Source organism: Streptomyces sp. H39-C1, from assembly GCF_027158125.1.
GTDB lineage: Bacteria > Actinomycetota > Actinomycetes > Streptomycetales > Streptomycetaceae > Actinacidiphila > Actinacidiphila fildesensis.
In genome coordinates this window covers 1-19,771 of sequence record NZ_JAPVLS010000094.1, presented here as the reverse complement: position 1 = coordinate 19,771, position 19,771 = coordinate 1, and the positions used below count along the sequence as shown (strand labels likewise).

The 19,771-nt window shown below is 67.1% G+C and carries 21 protein-coding genes and 4 pseudogenes; 14 read left to right on the top strand and 11 right to left on the bottom strand.

All coding sequences use genetic code 11. The features are described from left to right. Positions 1-715: 715 nt before the first annotated feature. Both O3W51_RS39505 and O3W51_RS39500 read left to right on the top strand, forming a co-directional pair. On the top strand, positions 716-1,108 hold the full coding sequence (locus O3W51_RS39505) for an ATP-binding protein (protein WP_269288680.1): 393 nt from the start codon (positions 716-718) through the stop codon (positions 1,106-1,108). Continuing rightward, a pseudogene (locus tag O3W51_RS39500) lies at positions 1,018-1,829 on the top strand (IS5 family transposase). Before O3W51_RS39505 ends, O3W51_RS39500 begins: the two are co-directional and overlap by 91 nt. Before the next feature lie 139 nt (positions 1,830-1,968). On the opposite strand, the gene O3W51_RS39495 reads toward O3W51_RS39500, so the two are convergent. From O3W51_RS39495 to O3W51_RS39480, 4 genes are all read right to left on the bottom strand, one after another. Next, positions 1,969-2,751, bottom strand: a complete 783-nt coding sequence (locus tag O3W51_RS39495; protein ID WP_269288678.1) for a methyltransferase domain-containing protein — start codon at positions 2,749-2,751, stop codon at positions 1,969-1,971. Between the two features lie 311 nt (positions 2,752-3,062). Then, positions 3,063-3,422 carry an Asp23/Gls24 family envelope stress response protein gene (locus O3W51_RS39490; RefSeq protein ID WP_269288677.1) on the bottom strand — a complete coding sequence of 120 codons (360 nt, stop codon included), beginning with the start codon at positions 3,420-3,422 and terminating at the stop codon, positions 3,063-3,065. Further along, the gene (locus tag O3W51_RS39485) at positions 3,419-4,099 is read right to left on the bottom strand and encodes a hypothetical protein (RefSeq protein WP_269288676.1); all 681 of its coding nucleotides are present in this window, start codon (positions 4,097-4,099) and stop codon (positions 3,419-3,421) included. Before O3W51_RS39485 ends, O3W51_RS39490 begins: the two co-directional genes overlap by 4 nt. Next, positions 4,090-4,689 carry an RNA polymerase sigma factor gene (locus O3W51_RS39480; protein WP_269288674.1) on the bottom strand — a complete coding sequence of 200 codons (600 nt, stop codon included), beginning with the start codon at positions 4,687-4,689 and terminating at the stop codon, positions 4,090-4,092. The genes O3W51_RS39485 and O3W51_RS39480 overlap by 10 nt, the downstream gene beginning before the upstream one ends. Before the next feature lie 201 nt (positions 4,690-4,890). Between O3W51_RS39480 and O3W51_RS39475 the strand changes: the two genes are divergently transcribed. The 7 genes from O3W51_RS39475 (at position 4,891) to O3W51_RS39445 (ending at position 10,360) form a co-directional block, all read left to right on the top strand. Further along, positions 4,891-5,376 (top strand): Asp23/Gls24 family envelope stress response protein, encoded by a 486-nt coding sequence (locus O3W51_RS39475; RefSeq protein ID WP_269288673.1) that lies wholly within the window; start codon positions 4,891-4,893, stop codon positions 5,374-5,376. A 74-nt stretch (positions 5,377-5,450) separates the two neighbouring features. Continuing rightward, positions 5,451-5,630 carry a hypothetical protein gene (locus O3W51_RS39470; RefSeq protein WP_269288671.1) on the top strand — a complete coding sequence of 60 codons (180 nt, stop codon included), beginning with the start codon at positions 5,451-5,453 and terminating at the stop codon, positions 5,628-5,630. 213 nt (positions 5,631-5,843) lie between these two features. Beyond that, positions 5,844-6,491, top strand: a complete 648-nt coding sequence (locus O3W51_RS39465; RefSeq protein ID WP_269288670.1) for a terminase gpP N-terminus-related DNA-binding protein — start codon at positions 5,844-5,846, stop codon at positions 6,489-6,491. A 37-nt stretch (positions 6,492-6,528) separates the two neighbouring features. Further along, the gene (locus O3W51_RS39460) at positions 6,529-7,182 is read left to right on the top strand and encodes a Mu transposase domain-containing protein (protein WP_269288669.1); all 654 of its coding nucleotides are present in this window, start codon (positions 6,529-6,531) and stop codon (positions 7,180-7,182) included. A gap of 125 nt (positions 7,183-7,307) precedes the next feature. Further along, positions 7,308-7,985, top strand: a complete 678-nt coding sequence (gene istB, locus O3W51_RS39455; RefSeq protein ID WP_198359456.1) for an IS21-like element helper ATPase IstB — start codon at positions 7,308-7,310, stop codon at positions 7,983-7,985. Positions 7,986-8,672: 687 nt separating this feature from the next. After that, the gene (locus tag O3W51_RS39450) at positions 8,673-9,758 is read left to right on the top strand and encodes a DUF6286 domain-containing Asp23/Gls24 family envelope stress response protein (RefSeq protein WP_269288668.1); all 1,086 of its coding nucleotides are present in this window, start codon (positions 8,673-8,675) and stop codon (positions 9,756-9,758) included. A gap of 11 nt (positions 9,759-9,769) precedes the next feature. Beyond that, the gene (locus O3W51_RS39445; RefSeq protein WP_269288666.1) at positions 9,770-10,360 is read left to right on the top strand and encodes an alkaline shock response membrane anchor protein AmaP; all 591 of its coding nucleotides are present in this window, start codon (positions 9,770-9,772) and stop codon (positions 10,358-10,360) included. Between the two features lie 294 nt (positions 10,361-10,654). Here the strand turns inward: O3W51_RS39445 and O3W51_RS39440 are convergent. After that, positions 10,655-11,854: pseudogene (locus O3W51_RS39440) on the bottom strand (IS4 family transposase); the annotation flags it as partial. A 192-nt stretch (positions 11,855-12,046) separates the two neighbouring features. On the opposite strand from O3W51_RS39440, the gene O3W51_RS39435 reads away from it, so the two are divergent. Beyond that, positions 12,047-12,262: a helix-turn-helix domain-containing protein gene (locus O3W51_RS39435; protein ID WP_138358136.1), complete on the top strand. Its 216-nt coding sequence runs from the start codon at positions 12,047-12,049 to the stop codon at positions 12,260-12,262. Positions 12,263-12,438: 176 nt separating this feature from the next. Beyond that, positions 12,439-13,052 (top strand): annotated as a pseudogene (locus tag O3W51_RS39430) (IS5 family transposase); the annotation flags it as partial. A 63-nt stretch (positions 13,053-13,115) separates the two neighbouring features. Here O3W51_RS39430 and O3W51_RS49090 read toward each other — a convergent pair. The 4 genes from O3W51_RS49090 to O3W51_RS39415 all read right to left on the bottom strand — a co-directional run bounded on the left by O3W51_RS49090 (position 13,116) and on the right by O3W51_RS39415 (position 15,741). After that, complete coding sequence (locus O3W51_RS49090; RefSeq protein WP_198359459.1) at positions 13,116-13,883, bottom strand: transposase; 768 nt, start codon at positions 13,881-13,883, stop codon at positions 13,116-13,118. A 17-nt stretch (positions 13,884-13,900) separates the two neighbouring features. Next, entirely contained in the window at positions 13,901-14,359 is a 459-nt protein-coding gene (locus O3W51_RS39425) for a hypothetical protein (protein ID WP_269288664.1), read from the bottom strand. Between the two features lie 210 nt (positions 14,360-14,569). Further along, the gene (locus O3W51_RS39420; RefSeq protein WP_198359461.1) at positions 14,570-15,064 is read right to left on the bottom strand and encodes a helix-turn-helix domain-containing protein; all 495 of its coding nucleotides are present in this window, start codon (positions 15,062-15,064) and stop codon (positions 14,570-14,572) included. Positions 15,065-15,372: 308 nt separating this feature from the next. Continuing rightward, a complete protein-coding gene (locus tag O3W51_RS39415; RefSeq protein WP_198359465.1) occupies positions 15,373-15,741 on the bottom strand; it encodes an ATP-binding protein in 369 nt (122 codons plus the stop codon). A 701-nt stretch (positions 15,742-16,442) separates the two neighbouring features. Here O3W51_RS39415 and O3W51_RS49085 point away from each other — a divergent pair. After that, positions 16,443-16,559, top strand: a pseudogene (locus O3W51_RS49085) (helix-turn-helix domain-containing protein); the annotation flags it as partial. 730 nt (positions 16,560-17,289) lie between these two features. Here O3W51_RS49085 and O3W51_RS39410 read toward each other — a convergent pair. Continuing rightward, complete coding sequence (locus O3W51_RS39410) at positions 17,290-17,607, bottom strand: hypothetical protein (protein WP_198359462.1); 318 nt, start codon at positions 17,605-17,607, stop codon at positions 17,290-17,292. Between the two features lie 279 nt (positions 17,608-17,886). Continuing rightward, positions 17,887-18,315, bottom strand: a complete 429-nt coding sequence (locus O3W51_RS39405; RefSeq protein WP_198359463.1) for an ATP-binding protein — start codon at positions 18,313-18,315, stop codon at positions 17,887-17,889. A 426-nt stretch (positions 18,316-18,741) separates the two neighbouring features. Here O3W51_RS39405 and O3W51_RS39400 point away from each other — a divergent pair, with 426 nt between their 5' ends. Continuing rightward, positions 18,742-19,023, top strand: a complete 282-nt coding sequence (locus O3W51_RS39400) for a hypothetical protein (RefSeq protein ID WP_331284131.1) — start codon at positions 18,742-18,744, stop codon at positions 19,021-19,023. A gap of 171 nt (positions 19,024-19,194) precedes the next feature. Next, positions 19,195-19,665: a helix-turn-helix domain-containing protein gene (locus O3W51_RS39395; RefSeq protein ID WP_443048391.1), complete on the top strand. Its 471-nt coding sequence runs from the start codon at positions 19,195-19,197 to the stop codon at positions 19,663-19,665. Positions 19,666-19,771: the final 106 nt, after the last annotated feature.

Sequence of the window (19,771 nt, the reverse complement as noted above, 5' to 3'; positions counted from 1 at the left end):
CGTCCGGGCGATCCTGATGGCGGACAACTCCTCCGTTCTTCCCTCTGAATCCCTTACTGACCAAACGGGGGGACGCGAACTGCTGGCAATTCTTACTGCTGTGACGCGGGTACTGCTGCACTGCGAACTGCTTGTACTGTTGATGTTGCGTACTGCTGTGGCCTCGCATAGCGCCACTCTTCGGCAGCCAGCCCCGTCGCCCGTCCTGCATCTGCTCTGGCTTAGAACCCCACTGCCGAACCTCCCGGTGCGCGCGCCCGCAGCCGACGCCTTCACCGAGGTATCGCTCACTGACTTCACTGCTGACACTACGAACTGCACTTTGCGGTTGGTGCCACTGCGTTAACTGCGGTACTGCTGGTGGCGGCCCCTGATCACTGCGGGCCACCCGGTCCGGTCGTCAGTCCCGTCGCCGCCCTGCAACCGCCCTGGCTTCGCAACTCCACCACCGCACCGTCCTGCGAACCACAACTACAACTGCGTACTGCTTCCCGGCAATTCCTCTCTGCCGGGCCCTTCTCGATCTCGACTACGAGAGAAACCATAACCACACCACCACCCAATGTCTACTCCAGCCATCACAGATATTCGCGTGTCCGACAGTGAGGTAGTCGCCCTCGAACAGAACAGCGACCGGTTGACGGACCCCGGACCGGGCACAAGATGCCACACAGGACGGAACGGGATGGACAGACCAGAGACCGAGGTGACCTGAATGAACACAGTGAGCGTCAACGCCGCAGCTGACCATTCCGCGAGCACCGTCGCCGACGCACGCAATACCACCCGGTCCTTCCTTCAGTCCCTCGGACCGCCGCAAATCGCCTCCGAAATCACCGACACCGTCATCCTGGTCGTCTCCGAACTCGTCACCAACGCCCTGCGCCACGGCGGGGGAACCTTCACACTCCGCCTGACCGCCCACCCCGACACCATCGAGGTGGCCGTCGACGACCCCAGCCCGCGGGCCCCGCGCATGCGCACCCCCGACCTGAACGGCGGCACGGGAGGCTTCGGCTGGCCCATGGTCAACCGCCTCGCCCACACCACCACAGTCACCAGCCGGGCAGCCGGCGGGAAAACCGTCAGAGCACTTCTCGCCCGGTAGCCGACGTTCAGCCTCCACGCTCCGGCCCCCGCCGAACCACAGCTCCGCCGACCGCGGCGATCGCCGACACGACCTGCTCGGCGACCACCATCCGCAACCGCCGCGACGAGTGGATCCGGCTCGGTCTCTTCGTCCGGCTCAAGCAGATCGCGCTGGAATCCTACGACCGGATCGTCGGGCTCGTGCTCGACCAGATCGCCGTTGACGGCTCCATCACCAAAGCCCCCGGCGGCGGCGAGGTCGCCGGCCCTCTCCGGTAGACCGCGGCAAACAGGGCCTGAAACGCTCGGGCATGACGGATGGTTACGGAATTCCGCTAGGCCGGGTCCTGGCCGGGGCGAACCGCCACGACTCGCCGCTGCTCGCGCCGACGCTGGGCCTACTGGACGACCTCGGACTGCTGCCCGACGACATCACGGTGCACCTGGACGCAGGCTACGACTCGGACAAGACCCGCACCGAACTCACCGCCCGCAACCTGCAGGGTCGCATCGCGCACAAGGGCGAGAAGGCACCCATCCAGGCCAGTCAGCGGTGGCATGTCGAGCGCACCCACGCCTGGCAGAACACCTTCGACCGCCTCGCCCGCTGCTACTAGCGCCGCGCGACCGTTATCAACGCCTTCTTCGACCTGGCCGACACAGTCATCACCGTCCGTAGCCTGATTCGCCGAGCCTGGACCACCCACCGCTGGGACACACACCCCCGACGCCGTCCCTGAGCGGCTGCCGACTCGAGCGACCTCTTAACGGCTGACCAGTCAGTCGGGGATCGCAAGCAGCTTCCTGACGAGGCCGCCCGCGGAGGTATGCGCGGCCGGCGCAGCCGCGGACCGCGAGTGACCGGTGCGGACGCTCTCGCTACCTCCGCCTGTGCGCCTCGATGAGGAAACGCTGCGAGTGAGCGACGAACGGACCATGGCGTCTGATGAAGGAGTGGAGTTCCGCCAGGCGGTCGCGGTAGGCGTCCACCGTGAAGCCGGGGACGATCCAGATCACTTTGCGCAGGAAGTGGACCACCGTGGCGACGTCATGGAACTCCATCCGGAGGGCTTCCTGACGCACGTCGACGACGTCCAGACCCGCTGCCTCCGCGGCGGCCACCGCCGCGATCGTGCTTGTGCCCGCATAGATGGTGGCTATCGGAATCGGCCGCGACATCAGCGGCTGAGGCCCCATCATGAACTCGGTCAGCTCTCGCACCGAGCCGGAGCCGACGTGTTGGGCCAGGTACGTGCCGCCCGGGCGTAGCACCCGTCGCACCTCGTCCCACCGGGTCACCACGGGGTGCCGACTGACCACCAGGTCGAACGACTCCCCCGCGAACGGCAGGTCGGCCGCGTCCTCGGCCTCGACGACGGCCGCGTCGAACTTCGCCAGGGCGCGGCGAGCAATCGCGACGTTCGGGGGCCAGGACTCCGTTGCTACCAGGACCGGCGGGGCGATGGGGATCGAGGCCAGCACCTCGCCGCCGCCCGTCTGGATGTCGAGTCCGGCCGACGCCTTCGCCATCCGCTCGGCGAGCAGCTTCGCGTACCCCCAGGACGGCCGCTCCTCGCTGGCACGACCGGCGAACCAGGAGAAGTCCCACCCCGGGGTGGGGACGGTCTCGCCTTCGTCGACGAGCTCTTCGAACGTACGCATGCTGCCGAGAATGGCAGGCGAGAGCGGCGCACGCATCCGAGTTTCAACGGCTCACCATCCGGGGCGGATCACCTCTTGATTCCCGTGCGCCTCTCGAACCATGGCAGCGCAGGCACAGGTCTCTCAGTGATCACAGAGCGTCGCAACCCCGTGATCACGGAGACCTGTGCCCGCCCGTCTGCCGGCCGACCTGCCTGCCGCCTATCCGCGCGGCCTCTTACACGGTGCGCGACCAAACCTCGCTGAAGACCGCCGGTCGCCCGCCCACGTCCGAGCGCATACCCGCCCGTCGCACGCCCGGATGCTCTTGGTCACACAGTGCGGATGACTGTCACGAGGACGGCGACTGGTGCGTGTGTGGCGTGCTCGGCCAGGAGGGCGGTGACGGCGGCGTGGACGTTTTCATGTACCTGCTGGGCCACGTCCAGAACGCGGTGGCTTTCGTGCACGACGCAGCGTACTTCTACGTGCCACCCGTCTTCCGATGTGCGTTCGGTCCGAATGCCGACCTCGGTTGAGTGCGTGTCAATTCCTCCCGCGGTGTACCGCAGGCGGGCGGCTGTGGCGGCCAGGCGGTCGGCGAGGCCGGGCTGGAGGGCGGCCACGCCGGGAACGTCGAGGGCTGCATAGGCGGCGGCTTGGCGAATGTCTTGATCTGTGGCGGCGGTCATAGCTGTTCGCTCGGCTCGGTCGGCTCGTGACTGGACGCGTCGAAGGGGTCCAGGACGGCGTCGATCTTCAGGTCGATGCCGGCGAGGGCCATGCCCAGCTCGCGGTCTGCGGCATGCAAGACGGCTCGGCGTACCTGGGCGGCCCGATCGGGTAGCGGCTGGTCGAGGGCGGTGGCCAGGGTCATGGCGACGTGGACGGCGGTGTTGGTGCCGGTGGGTGTGAGGCGGCAACTCGCGGCTCGGGCGCCGGGGACGCTGTCGGCTGCGCGACGCAGGACTTTAGCGGCGGCACTCTCGGCGATCTGCAGGTCGTGAGCGGGGTCGTTCAGTGGCAGCATCGCACCGATGCGTACCTCGGCCCGGACCGCGTTGATGACCCGGTCGGCGAGGCTGTGCCCGCTGGGGAGTTCCTTCGCACGCAAAGCGCGCGTGGCTGCGTTCAGGGCAGCCAGTCCTTCGACCGCCTGCCGGCAGTGCGCGCAGCGGGCGGTGTGCGGGTCTGCCATGGCGTCGTTGTCGCGTGCCTGTTCCCAGGCGTGGCTGAGGGGGCGGCCGCACGGCAGCAACTCGTCCCCGGCCAGCAGTTCCGCTTCGCGCAACGGCGGAGTGCGGGACAGATCGGCCCCATCGGTCGGCGGCTTGCCTCCGACGTCGGGGCACGGGTCATCTAGCGCCATGGGCGCATCGCCTCTTTCAGAGCGTGTCGTGCGCGAAAAAGTCTGCCGCGCACCGTCTGTTCGCTGGCCCCGGTCACCTGTGCGATATCCTCGTAATGCAGTCCGTGCAGTTCCCGCAGGATCCAGCAGGCCCGCTGCTCGGGGCTGAGCCCGCGAAGCGCCTGGGCCAGGGCGGCAGTGGCCGCATCCGATTCTGCGAGGCGCGGTGGCGAGCTGCCCGGATTGCGGGCGGCGAGTTCGGGGACAGTGTCCAGGGGAAGGGCGGGGGGTCGGCGGCGCAGGGTATTGAGACAGCGGTTGGTGACGATGCGGTACATCCACGTGCTGAACGAGGCGTCGCGGCGGAACTCCGGCAGCCGTCGCCAGGCGCTGAGAAAGGCGTCCTGGACGGCGTCCTCGGCGTCGGCCTGGTTGGCGAGCATGTGGTGGGCGAGCGCGAGGAGTGGGCCGCTGTGACGGCGGACCAAGACAGCGAATGCGTCGTCATCCCCTTCGGAAGCCCGCACGACCAGCAGCCTGTCATCGCTGATGTTCCGGCCGGCCGGAACACGTGCGATCGCCGACGAAGAGGGCTCCTGCGCGCGGCCCATAGCCGGTGGGGGCGAGGGCCCGGCCGGGTCGCGCATCCACCGTTCGCTGCCTGCCCGGGAGCTGGCCCCGGCGTCCGCACACACTCCCTCATTGTAGGTGGCGGTCTGTGACGTGGACGGCGTGAGGAATGCGGCTGCGCTGTGTCTAATCCTTCGACGGGCACCGCACCGGCGCCCGCAAGGGCACTTTCGGAGGTCCTCATGTCAGACACCCTCAGCCGCCCCACCGCAGGTGAGAGCCAAACCGGCACCAAAGGTAAGACTCTGCAGGGCCGCAGCAGCGCCGGGACGGGGGCCGAGACGCGGGGGCGGACCACAATGGCCGACAGCGTGGTGGAGAAGATCGCCGGGATGGCCGCCCGCGAGGTGCCGGGGATCCACAGTCTCGGAGCGGGCATGGCCCGGACCTTCGGCGCCGTCCGCGACCGGGTCCCCGGCGGCCGCCCCAGCGTCACACGCGGAGTGAAGGTCGAGGTCGGCGAGCGGCAGACGGCCGTGGACCTCGACGTAGTCGTCGAGTACGGCGTCTCCATCGTGGACGTCGCCAGTGACGTCCGCACCAACGTCATCGCGGCCGTGGAACGCATGACGGGCCTGGAGGTCGTCGAGGTGAACATCGCCGTGGACGACGTCCACCTGCCCGATGAGGGGGACGAGCGGGAGGAAATCGAGGGCCGCGTGAAGTGACCGCAGAGACCTGCCGCCCGGTGGTACGCAGCGGGTAGGGGGAAGCCGATCGACATGAGATTCGGGTGAGTGAGATGGGCAGAGCGACGGTGGGCCTGTTGGCAGGTCTGGCTCTGGGCTTCGCCGCATTCTTCGGCGGTTTCTGGGCCTTCCTGCTGGTGGCGGCGCTGGGCGCGGTGGGCCTGATCGTCGGCCTCGTCCTCCAGGGCGACCTGGAGGTATCCGACTTCGTCCGGTCCCGGGAGCCACGTTGACCAGGCAACCGGTCCTCAGCCCGCGCGCTGATAGGGATCTTTGAATTTCCCCACCCACCGATCTCGGATGGGACAAACCTGCTCAGTTGATCTCCCCACCCATCGAGTGATCTTGAGCGGCGTGTCGGGATACTGAGGTGTGTTGCCGGAGAGTCTGCGCGTGGTTCGAGTTCGGCCTGTTCGGGGGCCTGGATGCTCACGCGGGAGGAAGACGTGGACGCTCACGCGCTACGTCGTCAGGGATGGACTATCTCGGCGATCGCCCGACATTTGGGCCGTGATCGCAAGACGATTCGTGCTTATCTGAACGGTGAACGAGTGGCTGGTACTCGGCAGCCAGCCATGGACGCGTTCGTGCCGTTCCTGGACTATTGTCGGCAGCGGCTGCAGGACGACCCACATCTTTGGGCGTCAACGCTCTACGACGAGGTCGTAGCACTCGGCTATCTAGGCGCCTATCCGACGTTCACCCGCGCTCTGAGGCGGCATCAGGTGCGGCCCCACTGCGAGCCATGCAAGAGTTCCTCAGGCCGCGACTTCGCCGTAATCACCCACCCACCTGGTGAGGAGATCCAGTTCGACTGGCTTGAGTTGCCTGAAGCGCCCAGCGAATGGGGTGTCGGCGAGCATGCTCATCTGCTGGTCGGCGCCCTGGCCCATTCCGGCCGATGGCGAGCGGTTCTCGCGGAGTCCGAGGACTTCCCTCACTTGGTGCAAGGGCTCGATCAGATCGTCCGCAAACTGGGTGGAACCGCACGGCGTTGGCGTTTCGACCGGATGTCGACTGTCTGTTATCCGTCGACCGGCCGGGTTCTGCCAGCCTTCACCGGAGTCGCCAAATATTACGGTGTTGGGGGTTGATATCTGCCCGCCCCGACGGGGGAACAGGAAAGGAGTCGTGGAGAAGGTCAACCACTCCGCTGCCCAGCGCTGGTGGCGTACTGTTCCCGACGGGCTGAGCGTGCAGCAGGCTCAATCCGGCGTCGATAAGCTCGCTCTGCGGATGGATCAGCGGCGTCGAAAGGTCGACGGAGTATCTACCAATGTTGCTGAACTAGCCGACTCGGAAAGCTTGCTGGAACTTCCCACGCGGCCGTTCCCTGCCGAGTTGGAGGTCCAGAGGACAGTCAGCCCGCAAAGCTTGGTGTCTTTTGATGGCAACTTCTATTCTGTGCCTCCGGGGCTGCCGGGTGCCCAAGTTAGCGTCGTGCACCGGCTCGGCGAGGACGAGATCCGCATTGTTACCGCTGGCCGTTCGGTTGTTGCATGCCATCGCCAAGCGCCGCGCGGATCTGGTCAAACCATCCGCGATGCCGGGCACGTCATCGCACTGGAGCGGGCAGTTCTGGCGAATTTCAATGACCGGGCTCCGTGTAAGAGGAAGGTCCGCCGGCCACCGACCGCGGAAGCCCTGGCCGAGGCAGATCGCCTGCTTGACCAGCAGTCTTCTGTTTCCTCGGCCGAACGGGTCGTCGTCGACCTATCCCACTATGCCGCCGTCGCTGACCAGCTACGGCACCTGCCAGCAAGGAAAGAGGAGAATGAGGATTGAGCACTCCCATGCAGATGAGCGAAGCACGCCGCTATCAGCAGCTGCGAGCCCACCTGTCCTATCTCAAACTCAACGATGCGGCGGAGGCACTCAACAGAGTCTTGGACCAATAGCGCACCGAACGCATGTCACTGACCGCAGCGTTGGAACGCCTGCTGGAAATCGAAGTCGAGGCCACCGAGACTCGAAAGCGGGCGGCAAGAGAACGCTTCGCCTGTCTGCCTGAACCGTGGACTCTAGCTGACTTCGATTTCGCCGCCCAGCCCGGCGTCGACGAGAAACTCATCCGCGACCTGGCCACCCTCCGCTTCCTGGACGACGCATCAAACGTGTTGTTCGTCGGTCCGCCGGGCGTCGGGAAAACGATGCTGTCCGTCGCGCTGGGGCGGGCCGCCGTCGATGCCGGCCACCGCGTCTACTTCACCACCGCAGCAGAACTGGCAGCCAAGTGCCACCGAGCTGCACTCGAAGGGCGCTGGAAAACCTGCATGCGGTTCTTCGCGGGCCCCAAGCTCCTCATCGTCGATGAGCTGGGGTATCTCCCGCTGCCCGAGGACGGCGCCTCCGCCCTGTTCCAGGTGATCAACCAGAGGTATCTCAAATCGAGCACCATCCTGACGACCAACGTCGGGATTGCCGACTGGGCCGGCGCCTTCGGTGATGCAACGGTCGCTGCGGCGATGCTCGACCGGCTACTGCACCGAGCTGCTGTCGCGGGAATCGACGGACCTTCCTATCGACTCAGGGGCCACCAGAAGCAGGCCGATGCCCTGCGAGCGGGGGTGAATTCCCGTGTCTCCTGAGGACGAAAGCGATGGAGCCCAAGGCCGCAAATGCCTCACGTGCAGTGGGGCGTTCACCCCCGACCCCGGCACCCGGCAGATGTATTGTGCCCCTGCATGCCGCCCAAGCAGGCAGAAGGAAGAAGTGAAACTGCATGTCAAAGCTTGCCTCGCTTGCGGGGACGAGTTCACAACGCACCCGTCCGTTCGCCAAAAGTACTGTTCGCCCTTCTGCCGGCGGGAGGCGGAAAACCAGCGGGAACGGGGCCGTGACGAGGCGCGAGCGGCTCGTCACGGAGATCCACAGCCACCTCAACACGCCGTGAAAAGAACAACGTTGCCACCTCGGGTATCAACTCCAGATCTACCGCCGACGGCGACCCGAAACTGCCCTCACTGCGATCAACCCGTCACCATCGTTGCTCTTTTGGCAACGCCAGAGGTCGCCCGCCCGACAATTCCGACTACGACGCTTCCGGAGGTCACGCCCATTCGACGCGCCTGACTGTTCCGGATCAATGTGGGCCCGCCGACCAGACGGTCGGCGGGCCCACCCGCGCGCTCGGCGATCCCCACCCGCCCCACTTCATTCAGCTTTGAACCAAGTGAGGAGACGGAGCGAGCCTGGGGAAAATCACGGATCCCCATCACGGCAGACCGGCGCCCACAACCAGGCTCCCTGTACCGGCCGCCGAGCGCGGCGCGACCGTGATCCCCGACAAGGTCATCGCCCGCATCGCCGCCCGCGCCGCGCGTGAGGCCCTTACCGAGCAGACGGGTGCAGCCCCCGCACGCTTGGGACTCGCCTTGCCCCGCTCCACGGCCGCCGTCAACGAAGGAGCGGCCCGGCTGGGACTGTCCCTGGATCTGCCCTATCCGATCAACATCGCTGAAACCTCCCGACAGGTTCAGCACTACGTCACCGAGCGGGTGGCCCAGTTGACCGGCATGCGCGTCACCGAGGTCACTTTGACCATCCAGCACCTGTTCCCCTCGGCTCGATGGAGCACAAAGGAGGGCAATGAACCAGTTCAGTCCATGACACAGAAGGAAACCTGGCATGACGCGGGCCAAGAACCCCGCGCTCAGACTGAGCGACCCGCCAACACCGACGAACCGGCCACCTCTTCGGCAGTGGCGATGTTGACCAAACAACCACTGGATGCCACTCAGCCCCAGCACACCAACACCACGGACGATGGCTCACGTCCAACGCGCCGGCTGTGGTCCGCCCGCCGGATACCCGCTGCGCTGACCGCCCTCATCATCGCTGCGGGCGCCGGAATTCTGCTGTTCGACATCTCCATGGTCCGAGCCGGCCACAGTGCCGCTGCCTGGCGCAGTCGTCTCGCGCACGAACTGGCCACCCGTCCGCTGGACGACGCCTGGATGCTCACCGGCGCAGCCCTGACCGCCAGCCTTGGGCTGTGGCTGATCATCCTGGCGCTGACCCCCGGCCTGCGCCACCAATTGCCACTCAACAACCCCGGTGGCCAGAACCTGGTGCGGGCCGTACTTGACCGTGATGCCGTCGCCTTCCTGTTGCGGGATGCCGCCATGCGCGTGCCCGGCGTCAGCCGGGCCAGGATCCGTGTGCGGCGAACCCGGATCCTGGCCCACGCGGACATTCGCTTCCGCGACCCCGCCGACGTCAGGGTAGAACTCGATGCTGTTCTGCATGAGCAGCGTGATCAGCTCGCCCTGGTACATCCGCCCCGGATCACCCTCCGCCTCCGGCAACTGACGCACCTGCGGCCACAAAACCCGGTCCATAGCAGGCAGGAGGAGGCATGATGAGGCTACCCGTGGCCAATCGCATCCTGGTGGCTCTGTCTGGGCTCGCCCTGCTGGCAGGAGGCGGCCTCATCTTCGTCGGCGGGCTCGATCTCTATCGGCGCTGGCACCTGACGCCACCCGACGGCTGGCCTTTGATCACCCCCCAAGCGGTCGTGTTCAGCGCCAGCGACCGATCCCGTTGGACCAACGAAGGCTGGTGGTGGCCGGCGGTCATCGCTTCCTTGACCGTCATCGTTCTGCTCGCCCTGTGGTGGCTGTGGGCACAGCTACGCGGAGTTCACCCAGGCGGTATGCGCGTTGGAGGAGCCTCCCCAACAGAGGGTGTGGAGTTGCGCGATCATGCCCTCGCCGACGCAATCGCCGCCGACGCCCACCACCTGCCCGGCGTCCATCATGCAAAGGTGGAAATGACTGGCCGGGCCCACCATCCCAAGGCACGCATCGCCCTCACACTCAGCCCCGACTGCGAGCCTGGCGCCGTCCTGCAGGCATTGAGTCACGGCCCCCTGGAACGCGCGCGTCAGTCCACCGGATGGGGCCAACTCCCCACCCAGGTGAGGCTGCAGATCACCTCACACAAACCCCGGCGCGCCGACTAGCAGCCCGATTGACACCTCCCCGCCCGATGGCAAGGGCGGTGCCTGATTGACCCGTCTAAACCCAATATCGGTGATTTAGGTGGTTTTTCTCCTGGTCGGGCTGGCTTTGGTGGGCCCGACCAGTGCGATGGTGGGGACATCGGTTCGGGGTGGGTTGAGGTGCTCGGTGCGTTTGAGTGCCCAGTTGGACATCTTGCGTTTGATGACGCGGGGGTTGGAGCGTAACCGCCGTGGAGGTAGCAGTCGTTCGTGGATCTCACTCAGGGCTTGGGCGAGTGACTTTTTGAGTCGGGAGGGGGAAAGCGCCGCCTGGTCGGTGACGTGGCGGCGGGCGACCCGCAAAGTGCGGATGAAGGAGATCCGGTCGGGATCGCGGCCGACGTGTGTGGCCGCTTGATGCATCAAGTCGCGCAGAGCGTGGTGGACCAGTAGGAAGGCGAAGATCTCCTGCTCGACGCCGGGCGGGTGCTGGGACCGTAGGACCAGGCGGGGCCCGCCCTGGTGGGTCTTGATCTCATCGAGCGTGGTCTCGATCTCCCACCGCTGGGCATAGAGGGCGGCGAGGTCCGCAGCCGGCGCGGTCTGCGGGTCGAGGATGCTCGTGATCAACCGGTAGACGGTGGCGTCAGCACCCCGACCGAGGGTGTACTCGATCACGCGGACCCGGGTCGGGTCGGCACGGCGGTTCTTATCCCGGGCCGCGAAGATCTGCGAGATATAGGAGCCATCCTCCAGCGCGATCAGGACCGGCAGGACAGCATCGCTCTTGATACGCCACAGCAGGTCGGCGCCGGTCGCGGTCGCCGCCCGCCACAGGTCCAAGCCGCGAAAGCCGCGGTCGCCCAGCAGGAGCATCCCGGGCGTCAGGCAGACGGACAACTCCTGCGCGAGCACCGTCTCGTGGACGGCCAGGGGGGCGACCTGGGCCGCGAACACGGCATGAGTTCCGCACTCGACCAAAGCGGCGACCCTCGCCTGCGGATACGCACTGCGTCCCTGTCCCCGGCCGGTTCCCGGCCGACCAAAGAACGCCGCGTTCGCCGCCGTGTCGGGTAGGTCGAAGGTGGTGCCGTCAACGGCGACCAGCCGCCACTCGCGAAACCAGGCTCCGTCCGTCTCCGCAGTCGCCACCGGCTGGCAGATCCGGGCGAACAGGGCCCGTAGCGGTTCCGGACCCAGCCGCAGACGCGCCCGGCCAATGGCCGCCGTCGTGGGCACCCGCCAGGAGTCCCGCCAGCGGCCTTCCCTCTCCAGTCCGTGGGTGAGCAGGCGCGCGACCTCTTCGTAGCCCTGGCCCGAAAACAGGCACATGGCCAGGACGAAGTACACGACCACCCGGGCCGGCAGCAGCCGATGGCGCTGCTCGACCCGGCCGCACTCCGCCACCACCTCATCCACCAGCTCCGGCGGAAACGCACGAGTCAACACCCCCAAAGCGATCCGATCCGAGAACCGCCCACCAACCGATGACTTCACCTGACCGGGCCTTGGCACAACCCATCCAACGACCAAAACCCACTAAAGTCACCGGTATTGCCCCTAGGCGGGGAGGGGCAGCACGGGACCTTCCGACAACACGGTCATCGTCTCCGGTGTGCGCCTCGCGGTTCGGGGCAGACCTCTGCCAACCGTTGGAGGTTCCTTAATGAACCTCCGCCAACGACCCATTGGAGAGGGGGACGCGCAGTGGCGGGCAAACGACTCATCGGCGCCGCACGCGAAAAGGTCACCACCCAACTCGCCACGGACTACGAGAACGGTGCCTCGATCCGCACGCTGGCCACGCTCACCGGCCATTCCTACGGATTCATCCACCGCGTGCTCGTAGACGCCGGAGTCACCCTCCGCAGCCGCGGCGGCCCCAACAACCGCTCCCGGCCCGGCCAGCCCACAACACTCTGAGCCGTGCACCTCTTGAGGCACCCGTGCCGCGCTTCGCCCCGGCCGCCTGGCGCTCGACGCTCGCGTTGGCAGCGCAGAAATCCTGGCTGCCACGGCGGTGGAGCCCGCCGAAGCCGCAGGACGGGATGGGTTCCACGCCCTTCCCCGCACCTTGGGCTCAACGAACAGCGGCGGCCCTGCCGCACGACTTCCCGCACTGGAACACGGTCTACGGCTACTTCGCGAAGTGGCAAAAGGAAGGTGTATTCGTCCAGCTCAACGGCCTCCTGCGGGATCTCGTGCGACAGAGGGAGGGGCGGGACGGGGAGCCTTCGGCCTGTGCGATCGACGCGCAGAGCGTCAAAGCCTCCACCAGTGTTCACGCCTCGAGCCAGGGCATCGACGCAGGCGGAACATCGTCACCGACACGATCGGCATGCTCCTGGCTGTCCTGGTGACCGCGGCAAGCGTGCAGGACTCCGCCGCCGGCACCCACCTCCTCAACCAAGTCGCTGCCGAACATCCCCGCGTCCGTAAAGTCTGGGTCGACGGCGGCTACCGCCAACACCTCGTCGAACACGCAGCCACCCTCGGTATCGACCTGGAAATCACTCAACGCAGGCCTGTGAGGAGGGGTTTCACTCCGATCCCGAAGCGGTGGGCGGTCGAGCGGACCTACGGCTGGCTCATGCTCCACCGCCGCCTGGCCCGCGACTACGAGACCCTGTCGGCCCGCTCCGAAGCCATGATCCACATTGCCATGACTGACCTCATGGCCCGCCGCCTCACCGGGGAGAGCACCGTCTCCTAGCGCGACCCGACACCCCAGCCCAAATAGCAGATTCCGGGATGAAACACCGGGAGACAACGACCTCTAAGGGCATGTTTCCGACCCTCGGCAAGCTGTCGATCTGCCAGAACACGGATCGTCCCAGGCGCGTAGGGGGCGGCGGCTGAATGGCCTGGGCCCTTCGGTAGGCAGCTGCCCTGGCGCGTTGGTTGTCTGGGACGCCCGGGGATCGCTCTCCGGGGGTGGCACCGGCGTCAGCCGGTGTCTTCTCGTTTCAACGCCTCCTGCCCGGGGCCTTTGCGGGCTCCGGGGCTTACGGCGGCTCGGCGAGCGTTTTGGGTCCCCCCTATCGGAGGCGACCGTCGTGAGCTTCCTTCGCGCCGCGTCAACGATGCTCGCGGTGCTGTTCTCGTGTCGGTGTACGACCGCGCCGCACGAGTGGGAGTGGAACTTGCTGCGCGAGGGGTCAGAGCTTGGGTTTCGCTCCTTGCACTTCGCGCAGGTGCTGGCGACGGGCTCGCCCTGGTCGAGGACGACAAGCTGCGAGCCGTACCAGGCGGTCTTGTATTCGAGCTTCTTGCGCAGGCTGCCAAGGCCGGCGTCCAGGAGATGCCGGTTCAAGCGGGCCTTGACCTTAACGTTCCTGCCAGGCTTGTCCCGGGTGCCCTTGGCCGAGGCGGTGAGAGCGGTGAGGTTCAGGTCTTCGATCGCGACGTGCGTGAACCCAGTGGCGAGCTTCTTGGACAGGCCGTGCAAGAACGACGCCCGTCGCACCGTGATCTGCTGGTGCACACGGGAGACCCGGGCGGCAGCCTTCCCCCACCGCTGGGACCCCTGTTGGCAACGGGACATCGCCCGCTGAGTCTTCGTCAGTGCGGCCAGCTGTCGGCGAGGAAACGGGGGTGGTGCACGAGGGCGGTAGTGGGGTCGGCCGGATCGAGAGGGCTGGACAGGGCGGCCAGGTAGTCGGAGCCGAGGTCGACGCCGACGAGCCCGCCGGCGCGCTGGCGGGTGGCAGGGCGGCCGATCTGCTCGATACGTCCGCCGTTCTCGGCGGCCGTCTCGGCCTGGCCGCGGCTCAGATACGGGGTGCGGGTGCCGTCATCGTCGACGTGCTCCCACAGCACGGGAACGTCCTGCTGCACCTTCGCCAGCACCGAGGCGTACCAGCGGTGGCCGCCGCGGGTGACGGTCACGGACTGGATGACGGCCTGGCCGCGGTCCACGAGCCGGGCCAGGCGCTTGCCGCTGTCGTGGATGCGGATGCTGCCCAGGCCCGGCATCACCAGCCGCCGGTGGCCCTCCAGGCGGATGATCGGCCTCTTCACGTCGTGGAAGAGAGCGAACGATTCTGCGTGGCCCTTCTTCTTGAACCGGGGGTATCCGTTGCGCGGTCCGGCGCGGCGGCCGGCGAGCGAGTCCTGCCAGTACTTCCAGGCGACCTGGGCGCGGTCGAAGCCGGCGGTGAAGCAGTAGACGTTGACCTCGGGCCACCAGGGGCTGCCGCCCTCCTCTTTGGGCCGGTCCCGCTCCTTCCGTCACAGGGCGCTCGTGTCGATGGCGCTCGGCGTGCGGAATCCGGCGCTGAACGCCTCCGCCTTGAGCCCGTTCACCGTGGCGCGGGCCGCGGCCAGAAGCTCGCGTTCGCTGCCAGTGCCGGCGGAGCCCGCGCGGACGGCGGCCAGCCTGCGGACCAGTGCTTCCTGCCCGGCTGGGGGCTGCATTGCGGGCAGCGGCGGCTTGCCGGCGACGGCGAGCGTGAGGCTCTTGCGGTGGTGGTCCCACACCTTGATGCGATCGGTGAGCTCGGCGCCGTCGGCTTTGATCCGCTCCTTGGCTTCGGCTTCGCTCAGTCCCGCGTCGAGGTAGGCAGTCCGGCGGCCGGCCCAGGCCTGGTGGGATTGGGTCTTCTTGGCCAGCGCGTAGTTGTAGGCCCAACGGCAGGCCCCGGCATAGCGGGACAGAGCAGCTAGCTCGGCAACGGAGGGGTCCAGGGCGAACCGGTACGCACGCAACACCTCGGTTCCGGGCATGAACGTTCCTCCCCCCACACTTCCGTTACCTCAGGTGATCGAATCGTTCCGTACTGTAGAAGGCGGGGCAGTTGGTAAGCCAATCGGTGATCACACAGATGGGCTCATCCTGCATATGCCGAAATTGGTCGCAGCTACGAGAGTGAGACCTGGGCCCCGCGGGGGCTGGCACGAGCTGTTCCGGATAGGGCGACGGGCCGGCCAGCCGATCGTCCGCTCGACGCGCTAGCGGCGGGGCAGGACAACGAAGCTCTTGGCACCCTTGGGCCGGGAGACGGGGAGCGTAGTTGCCCCTGCCTTCGAGGAGATCAACGGGGCAAGGTGGCGAGGATGGCCTTGCCGCCCTGGGTTTTGCTGTGAACGGAGACGGTTCGGGCCAGGCGCTGGATCATGGGCCAGCCAAAGCCCCCGGTCTGGCCGGTCAGATCGGGTGTACGGTCCTGCGGATGAGCGGGGCTGGGGTCTTCGACGCGGACCTGAAGGGTCCGGCGGTCAGCGGTGAGGCACAAGGCGGTCACACCGCCCGCGTGGCGCAGGGCGTTGGTGACCAGCTCTGAGACCAGCAGAAACAGATTTTCCGCGGTGTACGCCGACGGGGCAGGCTGCAAGGAAGCGAGGAACGCCGTAGCTGTGTCCCGGGCTTGTGCCGCACGCTGCGGCCGGCAGGTGAATCGCATCTGAGGCACGGCGCTGCTGTTGCTCACGTTCTGCTCGTACACGTGGTTCACCCCATCAAGTCGTATTCCTCGTGCGGCTCGCGCTGCCTGTGGTGAGTTCGCATACCCACGTATGCGATCAAAACGCATGAGTGATCAAGAGCAGTGTCAAGTACGTCTCATGAGTTCCGAACCTGGTGTCGCTGGGGAGGGAGAGGCGGGGACCAGACATCGAGACCGGCCACACCTCACGCGTGACGCGTGGGCATCAGCCGCGAATATCGCGACACCTCAACATGCGGGCCTACCAGTCCCGAGGCCGGGAATCGGCCCGCCGTCTGCGGCGCCTCACCCCCATCAAGCGATTCCGCTGCCGTCGCAGGGTCTGATACGCCTAATCATGCGCACCGATCCCGGGCTCGTGCCCGCCTGTGTCCGCGAGATTATCGACGGTGTCGTCGAGGCCGTCCGGACTGAAGGCACCCCGCGCGTGCGGGCCTTGCTCGACGATCTCGCCCAGGTCGCCGACCCCGCTGCCTTGCTCCTGCTGCGGAGTCGGTGTGACGACGATCTGTCCTCACACGGCGTGCCGGGGGACTGTCGCGGTAACGCCCGCGTCAGCGCGCCGTGTCGCGGTGGAGTGATGGTGAGCGAGGGGAGGTTGCGGGCTTGCGTGCGTGGTCGTTAGTCGGGGGTGACAGGCACACACGCTCACCGGCCATTCCTACGCATTCCACCGCGTGCTCGTGGACGCAGGAGTCACCCTCCGCAGCCGCGGCGGCCCCAACAACCGCTCCCGGCCGGCCAGCCCACAACACTCTGAGCCGTGCACCTCTTGAGGCACCCGTGCCGCGCTTCGCCCCGGCCGCCTGGCGCTCGACGCTCGCGTTGGCAGCGCAGAAATCCTGGCTGCCACGGCGGTGGAGCCCGCCACCCCTCCCGGGACCCGGTGACGACCCCGAACAAGGGATCGTGCCGTTACGGCGAGTGGGCAGCAATGCCACGCAGGGACTGTCCGTTGCAGAAGACCAAGGCGGGCATGCGGGCGAGGGCACCGTTCAAGGGGATTCCCAGGCGACTCTGGGGCGAGTACGGCCGCCCCGAACGGCTCACCGGCCCAGTGCAGCGGGAGCACCCGCGTCACACCCGACACCCGGCAGGATTTGGCACGCGATGGCCCCGAAGGAGGGCCGCGAAGTGATTTGGTCGCGCAAAATTCAATATGGCCGCGGGCTGACCGGTGAAGCAGCGCTGTGGCACGGACCCTCACCCAACAGGAACTCCAGCCCCTGCGGTCGTCAGGCCGGCCCACCGCAAACTGTCAGCAGCTGGCGGGCGGGCCAGCCTTCCGCGCAATCCCCCGGCCTGCCCCTACCCCGACCGGCCAGCAACCACACCATGCGAAAACGCCAGCGCCCCGACACCCCAGCCTTCCTCGCGCGCAGCCCTCCCCCCATTACCTCTCACGGATACTCAAGCAGAGGGGACACACCGGGCGCAGAAGCGGCAGCGCGGGTAGCCGGCGCCGCCGCCGTCACCTGCCGGATTTCGCCGGGAGCGGGAGAAGTCCTAGACCCGTTCGGCCGTCCGCTGCACCGTCAGTTCCGCGCCGGGCGGGCGCAGATACAGGTAGAGGGTGTAAGCGGGCTCGGCTGTCCCACGCTCCCAGCGGGTATCGACGACGGTGCAGGCAGGCCCCTCCGCCAACCAGTCCGCAGCCGCCTGGAAAAGGGGCGCGGGGTCCTGGCCGGCAAGGATCAGCGTTCCGTCGTCCTCGACGGTGACCCACAGGTCGACATGAGAGTTCACGAACGCGCCAGCACGCTCGCGCAACTCCTCCACCAACACCGCAGTACCGCAATCAGTCATCATCAGTTTGCCTTCCACGTACGAGATCAGTGACTGTACGTGTTCCCCACTTACCTACCGTCACTCCCCCGAGTTCCTCCGAATCACCGAGGTTCCCGGCCGGGGTCAGGCCGCGAGCACCATGACCCACAGCCCCGAAACCAAACCTGGGCGCCATCCCGATATTCCACCTGCGCAAGTGCCCGTAGGTTCCCTGGCTGCACGGGCGGGCTGGCGAGTTGGGCCTGCCGAATGGGAGGTCGGCAAGAGATCGACGGCCTCTTTCCAGAAATCAGCCTCCGCAGGGCCGGCGCCTTTCTAAGGGGCGTCAGGAACGCGCAGTACGGCCCGTACGCGCTTGCCCACCGGCACCCGCTCCGCCGTCACCTGCGAACACAGCCGGTTCACGATCTCCAGACCGTGACCGCCGACCCGCGTCGGATCGGGCGGAAACACTACCGGCAGGGCAGTACTGGAGTCCCATACCGTCACCACCACACTGCGGGGGCTTCCCTCGAGTTCCAGGAGGGACGGCCCGTGCGCGTACCGCTCGGCGTTGGTCAGCAGCTCGGTGACCACGAGCAGCACGTCGTAGTGGAATCGCTCGCTGACGGTCGTGGCGAAGTCCGCAGCCAGACCCTCAAGCAACTCATCGGCCAACTGCCGGGCGACACCCAGGCTGCCGGGTTCACCGCCGTAGTGCCCGGCCCGGTACAACGGTGCCAAATCCACCAACCCCTCGACCATTGGTACAGCAGCGGGAGAAGTCAGCCTCGGCCAGGTGAAGCCTCATCAATCGCCGCCCTCGAGGAGCATCCACGATGCGCCAGCTTCCCTCCGACTACCCCACCGAGCCTGCCTCAGTCCCCTTGGCGCACTCATGGTCTTACGACCTTGGGAGTAATTCACGTTGGGGCATGCTGGCCTGGCGGGTCGGCTGGTGGGTGATCACCGGGTCGTCATGCGGGCGAGGACCAGTCTCGGTTTCTGATCTCGACCCCAAATCCGCATCGCGGTGTGTAGCTCCAGGGTCCAGGCTGGAGGGGAGGGGTTCTGCTGTTTCCCTTAGTAGGTGAGCAGGGAGGAGCTATGACAGCAACGACGCGGACAAACACTCCTGTCGCCATCGAAGGTGGCGGGGTGGAGTTTCGTATGCAGGACGTCGGTGGAGACATGTCCGTTGCCTTTGTGACGTTTCCCGAGGGCACCGACATGGGGCCGGCTCTTAAGGGTCTGGCCGGCGACCTGTGTCCGTGCCCGCACTGGGGCTACCTCTTCAAGGGGCGGCTGAAGATGCGGACGCCGGACGGTGACGAGTTCTACGAAGCGGGTGAGGCCTTCTACTGGCCACCCGGCCACGCCCCGGTGGCGCTCGACGACTGCGAGTACATCGATTTCTCGCCGACCAAGGACCTCAACGAGGTCATCCAGCACGTCAAGGCGCAGGGAGGATGACGGGCGTCTCGCCAGGGCCGGGCGGCCCTTGCGGGTTTCGGGGCAGTACCGGCTGGGCCTGACCGTGACATGAGAAGGGCCGTGCGGGTTGGGCGAGTTGTGACGCTTACTTGGGCCCGTGCGGCCTGTTCCCATCCTGCCTGTCCGGGGTCTCGCGCACACTTCGGCGAGTTGCTCGAAGAACCCGCCCCGAAGTGGCAGGCCCGCCGTGAGTCCGCACTGCGCGAGCGGCGGGGCGGGGAACGGCGGCGGGCCGCCGGGGCCGGGCGCAAGCAGCGGCTGGTGTTCACCGACCGGCTCCTGGTCACGCTGGTCCACCTGCGGCTGGGCCTGACGCACGCGGCACTGGCCGAGCTGTACCGGGTGGACCTCTCGACCGTCTCCGGCGCGATCCGAGAGCTCCGGCCGCTGCTGGCGGCCCGGGGCTTCGCGGTGCCCGGCCGGCCGGGGCTGCGGCTGCACACGCTGGAGGACCTGTTCGCCTGTACCGCCGCGGAGGGCGTCAGGCTGCGGATCGACGGCACGGAGGTGCAGGTCCGGCGCCGGCGCGCGGGCCGCCCCGGCCGCAAGGCGTTCGTGTCCGGCAAGAAGAGGCAGAACACCATCAAGACCACCACCTTCAGAGTGCGGTACGTGACCTGATGTCCGGTTGATGCTTGGGGTTGGGTGAGGAGTCCTGGTCGGCGGGGCGGACTGGTACTCAGGTGCGGGGCTGAGCGAACAGGCCGGGTTCGGGTTCGGTGAGAAT

Bases quoted from the DNA above. Each gene is read 5' to 3' on its own strand.
- O3W51_RS39505 (WP_269288680.1), top strand. From the start codon at position 716: ATGAACACAGTGAGCGTCAACGCCGCAGCTGACCATTCCGCGAGCACC.
- O3W51_RS39495 (WP_269288678.1), bottom strand. From the start codon at position 2,751: ATGCGTACGTTCGAAGAGCTCGTCGACGAAGGCGAGACCGTCCCCACC.
- O3W51_RS39490 (WP_269288677.1), bottom strand. From the start codon at position 3,422: ATGACCGCCGCCACAGATCAAGACATTCGCCAAGCCGCCGCCTATGCA.
- O3W51_RS39485 (WP_269288676.1), bottom strand. From the start codon at position 4,099: ATGGCGCTAGATGACCCGTGCCCCGACGTCGGAGGCAAGCCGCCGACC.
- O3W51_RS39480 (WP_269288674.1), bottom strand. From the start codon at position 4,689: ATGGGCCGCGCGCAGGAGCCCTCTTCGTCGGCGATCGCACGTGTTCCG.
- O3W51_RS39475 (WP_269288673.1), top strand. From the start codon at position 4,891: ATGTCAGACACCCTCAGCCGCCCCACCGCAGGTGAGAGCCAAACCGGC.
- O3W51_RS39470 (WP_269288671.1), top strand. From the start codon at position 5,451: ATGGGCAGAGCGACGGTGGGCCTGTTGGCAGGTCTGGCTCTGGGCTTC.
- istB (WP_198359456.1), top strand. From the start codon at position 7,308: ATGTCACTGACCGCAGCGTTGGAACGCCTGCTGGAAATCGAAGTCGAG.
- O3W51_RS49090 (WP_198359459.1), bottom strand. From the start codon at position 13,883: ATGTCCCGTTGCCAACAGGGGTCCCAGCGGTGGGGGAAGGCTGCCGCC.
- O3W51_RS39420 (WP_198359461.1), bottom strand. From the start codon at position 15,064: ATGCCCGGAACCGAGGTGTTGCGTGCGTACCGGTTCGCCCTGGACCCC.
- O3W51_RS39415 (WP_198359465.1), bottom strand. From the start codon at position 15,741: ATGCGATTCACCTGCCGGCCGCAGCGTGCGGCACAAGCCCGGGACACA.
- O3W51_RS39405 (WP_198359463.1), bottom strand. From the start codon at position 18,315: ATGGTCGAGGGGTTGGTGGATTTGGCACCGTTGTACCGGGCCGGGCAC.
- O3W51_RS39400 (WP_331284131.1), top strand. From the start codon at position 18,742: ATGTCCGTTGCCTTTGTGACGTTTCCCGAGGGCACCGACATGGGGCCG.